9 protein-coding genes are annotated in these 12,008 nt (G+C 35.0%); all 9 read left to right on the top strand.

The window, feature by feature from the left end; genetic code table 11:
* Positions 1 to 159 precede the first annotated feature (159 nt).
* The 9 genes from recN to secG all read left to right on the top strand — a co-directional run bounded on the left by recN (position 160) and on the right by secG (position 11,939).
* Positions 160 to 1,845 (top strand): DNA repair protein RecN, encoded by a 1,686-nt coding sequence (recN, locus tag SD1D_RS08535; protein WP_058258521.1) that lies wholly within the window; start codon positions 160 to 162, stop codon positions 1,843 to 1,845.
* Positions 1,846 to 2,023: 178 nt separating this feature from the next.
* On the top strand, positions 2,024 to 3,307 hold the full coding sequence (gene spoIVB / locus SD1D_RS08530) for a SpoIVB peptidase (RefSeq protein ID WP_058258520.1): 1,284 nt from the start codon (positions 2,024 to 2,026) through the stop codon (positions 3,305 to 3,307).
* Between the two features lie 564 nt (positions 3,308 to 3,871).
* Positions 3,872 to 4,681 carry a sporulation transcription factor Spo0A gene (spo0A, locus tag SD1D_RS08525; RefSeq protein ID WP_058258519.1) on the top strand — a complete coding sequence of 270 codons (810 nt, stop codon included), beginning with the start codon at positions 3,872 to 3,874 and terminating at the stop codon, positions 4,679 to 4,681.
* Positions 4,682 to 4,866: 185 nt separating this feature from the next.
* A complete protein-coding gene (locus SD1D_RS08520) occupies positions 4,867 to 6,534 on the top strand; it encodes a Na/Pi cotransporter family protein (protein ID WP_058258518.1) in 1,668 nt (555 codons plus the stop codon).
* 219 nt (positions 6,535 to 6,753) lie between these two features.
* Positions 6,754 to 7,767 (top strand): type I glyceraldehyde-3-phosphate dehydrogenase, encoded by a 1,014-nt coding sequence (gene gap / locus SD1D_RS08515; protein WP_058258517.1) that lies wholly within the window; start codon positions 6,754 to 6,756, stop codon positions 7,765 to 7,767.
* Between the two features lie 155 nt (positions 7,768 to 7,922).
* Positions 7,923 to 9,116, top strand: coding sequence for a phosphoglycerate kinase (locus tag SD1D_RS08510; protein ID WP_058258516.1), 1,194 nt, complete (start codon positions 7,923 to 7,925; stop codon positions 9,114 to 9,116).
* Between the two features lie 173 nt (positions 9,117 to 9,289).
* Positions 9,290 to 10,039, top strand: coding sequence for a triose-phosphate isomerase (gene tpiA, locus SD1D_RS08505; protein ID WP_058258515.1), 750 nt, complete (start codon positions 9,290 to 9,292; stop codon positions 10,037 to 10,039).
* A gap of 24 nt (positions 10,040 to 10,063) precedes the next feature.
* Positions 10,064 to 11,608, top strand: coding sequence for a 2,3-bisphosphoglycerate-independent phosphoglycerate mutase (gene gpmI / locus SD1D_RS08500; RefSeq protein ID WP_058258514.1), 1,545 nt, complete (start codon positions 10,064 to 10,066; stop codon positions 11,606 to 11,608).
* A 91-nt stretch (positions 11,609 to 11,699) separates the two neighbouring features.
* Positions 11,700 to 11,939 carry a preprotein translocase subunit SecG gene (gene secG, locus SD1D_RS08495; protein WP_058258513.1) on the top strand — a complete coding sequence of 80 codons (240 nt, stop codon included), beginning with the start codon at positions 11,700 to 11,702 and terminating at the stop codon, positions 11,937 to 11,939.
* Positions 11,940 to 12,008 lie beyond the last annotated feature (69 nt).

Genomic DNA, 12,008 nt, shown 5'->3' with positions numbered 1-12,008 from the left:
TGGGATTTTTTATAATCTAAAAACTTTTTCTTGTATATATAAACGAAAATACTATTAGATATAAAAGAACAATTGATAAATTTTGGCCCATATGATAAAATGCATTCAGAACATATGTTTAGATTTTCTGTAGTCATTCATTATTAAGGAGGGTGCGATTTGCTTATTAGCCTACATGTAAAGAATTTTGCAATTATTAATGAAGTAGAGATATATTTTAAGAATCATCTAAATATACTGACCGGAGAAACCGGGGCAGGCAAATCCATCATCATTGATTCAATAAATTGTGCTCTTGGAGCTAAAGTATCTAAGGATATTATACGGAAGGGAGCGGACTTTGCTCTGGTTGAGCTGGTCTTTGAAACAAAGTCTCCGGCAGTTTTTGAGGCTATGAATAGCTTTGATATACCTATGGAAGATAATTTAGTAATTATAAGCCGAAAAATCATGCCAAATCGCAGTATTTATAAATTAAACGGTGAAAATGTTACAAGAAATATTATATCTTCCGTTGCCCAACTACTTATAGATATTCATGGACAGCATGAACACCAATCACTGTTAAACAAAGCAAAACATCTTGAAATTGTAGATCGTTTTGCCAAAGATGAGCTTGGTTCCTTAAAGGAGGAACTAAGTATATGTTATAAAGATTACATAAGATTAAAGCAGGAATATGATAGTGCAGGAATAGATGAGGAGCAAAGACTTAGGGAAGTTTCTTTCCTTGAATATGAAATTAATGAAATAAAAAGCGCCGCCCTAACTTCCGGGGAGGATGAAGAACTTGGGGCCTTATATAAAAAGTATGCCAATGCCCATACTATCTCTGAAGGTTTACAGACAATTTATAACTTAACCGGTTATAATATAAATGAAGCGGGAGATAACATAGGTAGGGCCGTTCGTCAAATGGCAAAGCTGGTAGAATATGATGAAAAGCTAAATGGTTTACTTGGACAAATCACCGATGTAGAAGAGCTGCTTAATGATTTTAACAGGGATTTATCTCAGTACTTATCGGACATGGATAACTATGAAGAAGAATTAAATGAAGTAACAAAACGTTTGGATTTAATCAATCATTTAAAGCAGAAATACGGAGCAGATATTGAGAAGATAATAAAGCACTGCCAAGAATGTGAGGAAAAACTTTTAAAGTATAAAGATTACGATATATATATGGATAAACTGAAAGCTTCTTTAAGTGAGAAAGAAAAAGAGTTAGAAGATTTATCAAAAAGATTATCGGATATAAGAAAAAGCAAGGCTAAGGAGCTTACGGCTAAGATTAAAGAAGCTTTAATTTCTCTTAACTTTTTAGATGTTAAATTTGATATGACCTTTGAAAGAAGCAGTACATATTCCGCTGACGGCTATGACGATGCTGAGTTTATTATCTCCACTAATCCCGGTGAAGAAATGAAATCCTTATCTAAAGTGGCTTCAGGAGGAGAACTTTCAAGAATTATGTTAGGAATAAAATCCGTACTGGCAGAAAAGGATGAGATTGAAAGCTTAATTTTTGATGAGATTGATACAGGAATAAGCGGAAGAACGGCACAGAAGGTTTCCGAACAGTTATCAGAAATTGCAAGGCATCATCAAATTATATGTATAACCCATCTGGCACAGATTGCAGCCATGGCGGACGCACATTTTATTATTGAAAAAGAGACAGATGGCAAGACTACTCAAACTCATATTAGAGAGCTTAATGAAAATCAAATAATAGAAGAATTGGCAAGAATCTTAGGTGGTGCAGTTATTACTGACCGGGTTCTTGAAAATGCAAAAGAAATGAAGGAACTGGCCTCATCTTCTAAAAAATACAAAATGTAAAAGCTGAAAAATTGAATAGCAAAAGCGAGGATATACAATACTATGTATATCCTTTTTTTATTCGATTTTTTGGGAGCTTTAAAGAGTCCTAACACAGTACAGATAATATGAAGTACTGTACATAGTGATGCAAAAAGGATATTTACACAAAATAAAAATTAGCTTGAGGTGTGTAAGGATGAGAAGAAAGAAGATATACAAGAGGGTATTATTATCCCTTTTGATAATAAGTTTGGCTGGTCTTATTTTTTTGTGCCTTTATAAAATAGAAAGAAATATACCTGATGAAATAAAAATTTTAGTTGATAGAGATGAAAGTTTTAGTTTTAATATGCCCATTAAGGGTAACATAGAAACAGAGGATATAGGTGTAATAAGTGTAAATGATACTAAAGTACCTTCTAATCAAATCAATATTGACCTTAATGAGCCATTTACACTGAAATCATCAAAAACCGGTAGATATAATATAAATTTAAAACTTTTTGGTTTGTTTAAATTTAAAAGTGTATCCTTGGATGTAATAGAAACAGTAGATTTAATTCCTTGTGGAATTCCTATTGGTATTAATGTAGAAACCGACGGTATCCTTGTTCTGGGAAATAAAAGAATCACCGGCTTTGATGGTCTAAATTATGAACCTGCTCATAATAAGTTAAAATCCGGTGATTATATTATTGCTATTAATGATAAGAAAGTTAAATATAAGGAAGAACTAATTGAAGCTATCCAGAAATCAGAAGGAAAGGATATTAAGCTTACAGTTAGGCGTGGGGGTGAAATTATTAATGTTATAGTTACCCCGGCAAAAACTGCAAACGGGGACTATAAAATAGGTACATGGATTAGAGACGATACTCAAGGAATCGGTACCCTAACTTTTATTTCCACCAATGGATATTTTGGTGCCTTAGGACATGGTATTACAGATATTGATACAGGTCAGCTTATGGAAATTGATGAGGGAAATATTTATGATGCAGATATAATGTCTATTGTAAAGGGAAAAGAAGGGGAACCGGGAGAATTAATCGGTATAATTAAGCAAAATGAAAAAAATAGAATAGGTAGTATTACTGATAATACTTATCAAGGGATCTTTGGTACTGTTAACCATAGATATAAGATGAAAGAAGATTTCAAACCTTTAAAGATCGGATTTAAACAGGAGGTAAAAGTAGGTAAAGCATATATACGTTGTATGGTAGACGGTAAATTATCTGATTATGAAATTAATATTCAAAAGGTGGATATGAGTAACTCTAATCAAAGCAAAGGCTTAGTTATTAAAATTACAGATGAAAGGTTATTGGATTTAACAGGAGGAATAGTACAAGGTATGAGCGGAAGCCCGATTATCCAAGATAATAAGATAATTGGGGCTGTAACCCATGTATTTATACAGGATTCAACTAAAGGCTACGGTACATTTATTGAAAACATGGTAAATAAATTGGAATAAGCAAATCTTTTGTTATAAAAAGAAGTCGACGAAAAAATATAAAAAGTAAAGAAGTTCCAAAGCATACAACAACAGATTAAGGGCATATGTTTAACACTTATACAAAATATTGTGGTTACTGATTCAATCTCCATAATTTACCAAATTTTAACTGTCGAATGGTGCGACAAGAAAGAATTGAATCTTTAAATGGTAATAGCTATAATTTAATTATGGTAAATATTTACAATATTTACACAGAATCTCCTATTCTGTATTTTGATAGCTTGTAGAATTTATGGGGTTTATAGACTATTATGGATAATTGTGTTAAATATTAATAAATAATGGGGTAAAATAGCAGGTATAATTTGGTGATATTGCCGTACCCAAAATGATTGACGCATTTTTATCAAAGATATATAATAGTACTATAAATCACATGAATTACAAAGTTTGTTATAAAACATCACAAATAGTGAAGTTTTTAAAATATATACAGTGAATCAAAATACAAGAAGGGGATAATGAAACATATCAATATGGTGAAGAAAATAAATAATTAATGGAGGTTGGGAAAGAAGTATGAGCAAAATTAATGTAGCGATAGTTGACGACAACGAAAGGATGGTGAATCTACTAGAAGATATATTGAAGGAAGATGCAGATATTGAAGTAGTAGGTAAATCAGAAAATGGAATTGATGCCTTAGACATGATTAAGGAAAAAAAGCCGGATGTAGTTTTACTTGATTTGATTATGCCTAAATTGGACGGGCTGGGAGTTATGGAGAAGGTTAGAAGAGATTCTGAATTTAAAAAGAATCCATCATTTATAATAATTACAGCCATTGGACAAGAAGGAGTAACAGAAAGTGCATTTGAATTAGGGGCAAATTATTATATCATGAAGCCATTTGATAGTAACGTAGTATTGTCAAGAATTAAGCAGATTAAGAGAAAAAGCCATACTAGGCTTACAGATAGCCATAGAGTCAGTGCATATGAGAATAAGAGTGATTATATGGAGAGAAATTTGGAGGCGGATGTAACAAATATAATTCATGAAATCGGAGTTCCAGCACATATTAAAGGTTATCAGTACTTACGGGATGCGATTATGATGTCTGTTAATGATGCTGAAATGCTTAATTCAATTACAAAATTACTTTATCCGTCAATAGCTAAGCGGCATAAGACTACACCAAGTAGGGTTGAGAGGGCAATTCGTCATGCTATTGAAGTAGCATGGAGCAGAGGAAAGATGGATACTATAGACGAGTTATTTGGATATACAGTAAGTAACGGAAAAGGCAAGCCTACAAATTCAGAATTTGTAGCCTTGATTGCAGATAAAATAAGGCTCGAATATAAATTAAGGTCTAACAATATATAATAAATACTAATGAAAACATGAAATCCCGGATGGTTACTTTCGTCGACCATCCAGGATTTTTATATTTTATAGTAATAAAGTTTTGTAAAGTTTATGTAAAGTTTTAAAAATCAATTTACCTAGATTTTAAAATATGTTATCCTAGACCCGTATGCTAAAAATACATAGTAATTTTAGGAGGAAAGATGAGTAAGTTAGAACTGTTAGAACTGATATTTGTTTTTGCCGGAGGTCTAGGAATGTTCCTTTACGGCATGAATATGATGGGAGAGGGATTACAAAAATCTGCAGGGAATAAGCTGAAGCGTCTACTGGGTTATCTGACTAATAACAGATTAATGGCAGTTTTACTGGGAGTAGTAGTGACTAGTATTATTCAAAGTTCATCAGCTACTACAGTTATGGTTGTGGGTTTTGTTAATGCAGGAATAATGAATTTAATACAAGCAACCGGAATTATCATGGGAGCAAATGTTGGAACTACAGTAACTTCTTGGCTTGTTTCCATGAGTGAATGGAGTGCTCTTTTTAAACCTGATTTTTTCGCACCAGTCCTAATTGCTATAGGTTCATTTATTATACTCTTAAGTAAAGATGCAAAAAAGAGAAATATTGCTAATATTGTTATTGGGTTAGGATTACTTTTTATCGGTCTAAAATTCATGTCAGATGTTATAAAACCATATGCTCAGGCAGAAGATTCCATTTTTAGAACAGCATTTATTGTGCTTGGCAAGAATCCATTACTAGGTTTGTTAACCGGCGCGGCAGTTACTGCTATAATTCAAAGTTCATCAGCTTCCGTAGGTATCTTACAGACCTTGGCTATGGCTGGAGTAGTTAATTGGCAATCTGCAATATTTATTACCCTAGGTCAGAATATTGGAACCTGTATTACGGCAATACTATCCAGTGTAGGTGCCAGTAAGACAGCCAAAAGGGCAGCTGCAATACATTTGTTCTTTAATTCTATAGGTGCAATTATATTTGGAGTTATTTTGTTTATTGTATTTAGGATACAGCCTGATTTTGCAGCCTCTAATATAAGCAGTACGCAGATATCAATGTTCCATACGGTATTTAACTTAACCAATACTATTATTTTATTCCCCTTTGCTAATTTTTTAGTTAAGCTTTCCGGAATATTTATTGATGATTCTAAAGAAGTAGCTAGTACAGATGTAGTACAAATAACACTTAGACACCTAGATGATCGTATTTTAGAAACACCTTCTTTTGCGGTACAAAATGCAATTAAAGAAGTGGTTCATATGGGAGAAATCACCCTTAATAATGCAAAGGTAGCAGTAGATGCCCTATTAAATAATGATGAGGAAAAAGCTAAAAAAGTATTTGAAGTTGAAAAGGTAATTGACTCCCATCAAAAAGTTATTAATGATTATTTGGTTAAGATAAATAATCTTTCCTTAACAGAAAGACAGCATAAAGTAATTAATAACCTTTTTCATACGGTTTCCAATATAGAAAGAGTCGGAGATCATGCGGACAACTTAGCTGAGCTTGCAGTTGAAAAGGTTAATAATGATCTTTTTCTTTCAGAGGAAGCTTATGATGAGTTAAAAGAAATATGTAATATTGCCATAGATTCTTTTGAGTGTGCCATAAGGGCTAGAGAAACTGAAAGCCTTGATTTAGTAAAGAAGGTTAAGGAATTAGAAAAAATAGTGGATAAGCTAAAGGATGATTTGAGACAGAAACATATAGACAGGCTTTCCCATGGTATATGCTCCTCTGAAAATGGTGTGGTATTCATCGATGCCTTAATTAACTTGGAGAGGATATCTGACCATTCCCTTAATATAGCTAACTATGTGAAAAGTGAAATTGACTAAGTCTAAAAAATGCACAAAAAAAGATGTACAAAGCTTAAAAATATAACGGTTATCATAATATTCCATAAAAATATTAGTAAACTCTTGATATTTTGTATTAAATTGTGTAAAATGATGATTGAGAAAAAATTGACAATCAGTAAATCGATTATTCTCACAACAAGTTTATTTACTGTCTATAACAGTAATAATAAATTAAACAATTAGGAGGAATCAAACATGGCAGTAAAAGTAGCAATTAATGGTTTTGGTCGTATCGGCCGTCTTGCTTTCAGACAGATGTTCGGAGCAGAAGGTTATGAAATTGTAGCAATCAATGATCTAACAGATGCTAAGATGTTAGCACACTTATTAAAATATGATTCCGCTCAGGGTAGATATGCAAAAGCTGATACTGTAGTAGCTAAAGAAAATTCTATCGTAGTTGATGGTACAGAAATCAGAATTTACAGCGAAGCAGATCCTTCCAAATTACCTTGGGGAGAATTAGATGTTGACGTTGTTCTTGAGTGCACAGGTTTCTTCGCATCCAAGGCAAAATCTCAGGCACATATTGATGCCGGCGCTAAGAAAGTAGTTATCTCCGCACCTGCAGGAAATGATCTTCCTACAGTAGTATTCGGTGTTAATGAGAATATCTTAAAGGCTTCTGATACAATTATTTCAGCTGCATCATGCACAACTAACTGTCTTGCTCCTATGGCAGATACTTTGAATAAGTTAGCTCCTATTGAAAAAGGTTACATGATGACAATTCATGCTTATACCGGTGACCAGATGACATTAGACGGTCCTCATAGAAAAGGTGACTTAAGAAGAGCTCGTGCAGCAGCAGTTAATATTGTTCCTAACTCTACCGGTGCAGCAAAGGCTATCGGACTTGTTATTCCTGAATTAGCAGGCAAGTTAGATGGTGCTGCTCAAAGAGTTCCTGTTGCTACAGGTTCATTAACAATTCTTACTGCTGTATGTGACAAAAAGGTTACAGAAGAAGAAGTTAACGCAGCTATGAAGGCAGCTGCTAATGCTTCCTTTGGATACACAGAGGATGAAATTGTTTCCTCAGATATTATCGGTAGCACTTATGGTTCAATCTTTGATGCTACTCAGACAAAGATTATGGATCTTGGTGACAACAAGTCCTTAGTTAAAGTTGTAGCTTGGTATGATAATGAGAATTCCTATACCAGCAACATGGTAAGAACAATCAAATATTTTGCTGAATTAGCATAAGTATAAATCTTTTTGCTTAATTGATCCATGATGGGTCCGGTCGTTAATGGGCCGGACCTTCTTTACTGAATAGAATAATAATCATATCACAATAGTTAGAGTAAGTGATTTTTTACATATCTATATTTTATAGATAGGAAAGGAGAGTATTAATCATGCTAAATAAAAAATCAGTTGATGATATCAATGTAAAAGGTAAACGAGTTTTAGTAAGATGTGATTTTAATGTTCCCCTACAGGATGGCAAGATTACAGACGAGAACCGTCTGGTAGCAGCCCTACCTACATTAAAAAAACTAATAAATGACGGAGGAAAGGTTATTCTTTGCTCCCATCTAGGTAAGCCAAAGGGCACACCTAAGCCAGAGTTATCCTTAGCTCCTGTTGCAGTTAGACTGTCAGAACTTTTAGGTCAGGAAGTAAAATTTGCAAAGGATGATAATGTAGTTGGTGACAATGCTAAGGCTGCAGTAGCAGCTATGAAGGACGGGGATGTTGTTCTTCTTGAAAACACCCGTTATAGAGAAGAAGAAACAAAGAATATTGATACCTTTAGTAAGGAATTAGCATCCCTTTGTGATGTATTTGTAAATGATGCCTTCGGTACAGCTCACAGAGCCCATTGCTCCAATGTGGGTGTTACAAAATATGTTGATACTGCAGTTGTAGGATACCTTATGCAGAAGGAAATTGAGTTCTTAGGAAATGCAGTTAATAACCCTAAGAGACCTTTTGTAGCAATACTTGGTGGTTCTAAGGTATCTAGTAAGATTTCTGTAATCAATAATCTTCTTGATAAGGTTGATACATTAATTATAGGCGGTGGTATGGCCTATACCTTCATGAAAGCTCAGGGAGAAGAAGTAGGTAACTCCCTATTGGAAGAAGATTATCTTGACTATGCTAAGGAAATGTTAGAAAAAGCAAAAGAAAAAGGAGTTAAATTATTAATTCCTGTAGACACAGTTGTAGCCAAGGAATTCTCCAATGACTCAGAATTTAAGACAGTTAAACGTGGAGGAATTGAGCCGGGCTGGCAAGGACTTGATATAGGTGAAGAGACCAGAAAGCTTTTTGCAGATGCAATTAAAGATGCTAAGACCGTAGTATGGAACGGACCTATGGGTGTATTTGAAATGCCTAACTTTGCAAAGGGTACCATGGCAGTAGCCGAGGCTTTGGCAGAAATAGATGCAACTACCATTATCGGTGGAGGAGATTCTGCAGCGGCTGTAAATCAGCTGGGCTATGGTGATAAAATGACCCATATATCTACCGGTGGCGGAGCTTCCTTAGAATTCTTAGAGGGTAAAGAGCTTCCGGGAGTTGCAGCAGCTAACGATAAATAGGTAAAAAGAATATAAGTAAAACTTATAGTAGCAAGCTATTCCGGAATAAGTATTGTATTTTTCGGAAAAGCTTGCTACAATCAAGTATGTCGTAATTTTAAGACTAGTTAGATATTATAAGCCCAATAAAGTTTAGTATAAAGGTAATATATTATAAAGGATTATAGGAGGATATTATGCGTAGAAAAATAATAGCAGGCAATTGGAAGATGAATAAAACACCTAGTGAAGCAGTTGCATTAATAAATGAATTAAAGCCCTTAGTAGCTTCAAATGATGCTGATGTGGTATTTTGTGTACCTGCCATAAGCTTAATTCCTGCCATAGAGGCAGTTAAGGGAACAAATATTGAAATCGGTGCGCAGAATATGTACTTTGAAGAAAGTGGTGCATACACCGGTGAGATTGCCCCCAATATGCTTACAGAAGTTGGCGTAAAATATGTTATTATTGGGCATTCTGAAAGAAGAGAATATTTTAATGAAACCGATGAGACAGTTAATAAAAAAGTTTTAAAGGCATTTGAACACGGATTAACTCCCATTATCTGCTGTGGTGAATCTTTACAGCAAAGAGAACAAGGTGTTACTATAGATTTTGTTCGCCAGCAGATTAAGATTGCCTTCCTTAATGTTAGCAAGGAAGATGCTAAGAAGGCTGTTATAGCTTATGAGCCAATCTGGGCCATAGGAACAGGAAAGGTAGCAACTTCCCAGCAGGCAGAAGAGGTATGTAAGGCTATACGTCAGTGCATTGCTGAGATATATGATAATGAAGTGGCTGAGGCAATCCGTATCCAGTACGGCGGAAGCGTTACAGCTGCCAGTGCTAATGAGCTTTTCTCCCAGCCTAATATTGACGGAGGATTAGTAGGGGGAGCAAGCCTTAAAGCTGATTTTGGAAAAATTGTTAACTACAAGTAGACGATCTTAGTAAAGGAGTCAAATATGAGTAAAAAACCAACAGTTTTATTGGTATTAGACGGCTATGGACTTAATGACAAAAAAGATGCTAATGCCATAGCCATGGCTAAGACACCGGTTATGGATAAATTAATGGAAGAGTACCCTTTTGTTAAAGGAAATGCCAGTGGTATGGCAGTAGGACTTCCTGAAGGACAAATGGGTAACTCTGAGGTAGGACATATCAATATAGGTGCAGGAAGAATAGTTTATCAGGAACTAACCAGGATTTCCAAGGAAATTCAGGATGGAACCTTCTTCGAGAATGCAGCTTTACTGGCAGCAGTAGATAACTGCAAAAGAAATAATTCTGACCTTCATATATATGGTCTTTTATCAGACGGCGGAGTACACAGCCATAATACCCATTTATACGGTTTACTGGAACTGGCTAAACGCCATGGTCTAAAGAATGTCTATGTTCATGCATTTTTAGACGGACGTGATACCCCTCCTGCATCCGGTAAGGGATTTGTTGAAGAACTTTGGGAAAAGATGAAGATGTTAGGAGTAGGTAAAATAGCCACTGTTATGGGCCGTTACTATGTAATGGATAGAGATAACCGTTGGGACCGGGTGGAAAAAGCATATAGAGCTATGGTATATGGTCAAGGTGAAACTGCAGAAAGTGCTGTTTTGGCAGTGCAAAATTCTTATGATAAGGAAAAATATGATGAATTCGTAGAACCTACTGTAGTATTAGAAGAGGGAAAACCTGTAGCTACAATTAAGGAAAATGACTCAATTATCTTCTATAACTTTAGACCTGACCGTGCTAGAGAAATCACCAGGGCATTTTGTGATGATGAATTTACAGGATTTGACCGTGGTAAAGAAAGAATGAAGCTGACCTATGTATGTTTCTCAGAGTATGATATTACAATACCCAATAAGCTGGTAGCTTTCCATAAGATATCCATAGAAAATACATTTGGCCAATTTCTTGCACAACATAAAATGACCCAGCTTAGACTGGCGGAAACCGAAAAATATGCCCATGTAACCTTCTTCTTTAATGCCGGAGTAGAAGTTCCTAACGAAGGAGAAGATAGGATACTGGTTAACTCCCCCAAGGTTGCAACCTATGATATGCAGCCTGAAATGAGTGTATATAAGGTAACTGAACATCTAGTAGAAGCAATCAAGTCAGGCAAATATGATGTAATTGTAGCCAACTTTGCAAATCCTGATATGGTAGGACATACGGGTATATTAGAAGCTGCTGTTAAGGCCATTGAAGCAGTGGATGAATGTGTCGGCAAGGTTGTAGACGCATTACTGTCAGTAGATGGTCAGATGTTTATATGTGCAGACCATGGTAATGCCGAACAACTTTTAGATTATAATACCAGTGAACCTTTTACTGCCCATACCACCAATCCGGTACCCTTTATAATGGTAAACTATGATACTGATTATACCTTGGCTGAAAATGGCTGTTTAGCTGATATTGTTCCGACCCTGATTGATATGATGGGTATGGAAAAGCCTAAAGAGATGACAGGCAAATCCTTATTGATTAAGAAATAATCAATATAGAAAAAAATGTTGAAATAAAAAATATTCTATGATAGAATAGGCATAGTTATTTATTTGCCGTATGGTGGAATGGAGGATTGTTGTGGACATTTTAAGAGCAATAGTTCAAATTGTATATATCGGTATTTGTATAGTGCTGACAGTTATCGTATTAAAGCAGGAAGGAAAATCTTCCGGCCTGTCCGGTGCACTTACCGGTGGATCTGAATCTTATTGGACTAAGAACAAGGGACGTTCTGCAGAGGGTATGATAGTTAGATCAACCAAAATACTTGCTGCATTATTTATTGTACTCTCAGTAGTACTTAATCTTAATTGGTAAATATTTGTTATAGGTAGCTGTTTCAAAATCTCATTAGAGGAATTTGGGACAGCTTCTTTTTTTAAAAAG

Source organism: Herbinix luporum, assembly GCF_900070325.1.
GTDB classification, from domain to species: domain Bacteria; phylum Bacillota; class Clostridia; order Lachnospirales; family Lachnospiraceae; genus Mobilitalea; species Mobilitalea luporum.
Note: the sequence above shows the minus strand (reverse complement) of the source record. Positions and strands in the feature narration are given on the sequence as shown.

What these genes read in the sequence shown, in the direction of transcription:
- SD1D_RS08520 (WP_058258518.1), top strand. Translation starts at nt 4,867, where the DNA reads ATGAGTAAGTTAGAACTGTTAGAACTGATATTTGTTTTTGCCGGAGGT.
- gap (WP_058258517.1), top strand. Translation starts at nt 6,754, where the DNA reads ATGGCAGTAAAAGTAGCAATTAATGGTTTTGGTCGTATCGGCCGTCTT.
- spo0A (WP_058258519.1), top strand. Translation starts at nt 3,872, where the DNA reads ATGAGCAAAATTAATGTAGCGATAGTTGACGACAACGAAAGGATGGTG.
- SD1D_RS08510 (WP_058258516.1), top strand. Translation starts at nt 7,923, where the DNA reads ATGCTAAATAAAAAATCAGTTGATGATATCAATGTAAAAGGTAAACGA.
- spoIVB (WP_058258520.1), top strand. Translation starts at nt 2,024, where the DNA reads ATGAGAAGAAAGAAGATATACAAGAGGGTATTATTATCCCTTTTGATA.
- gpmI (WP_058258514.1), top strand. Translation starts at nt 10,064, where the DNA reads ATGAGTAAAAAACCAACAGTTTTATTGGTATTAGACGGCTATGGACTT.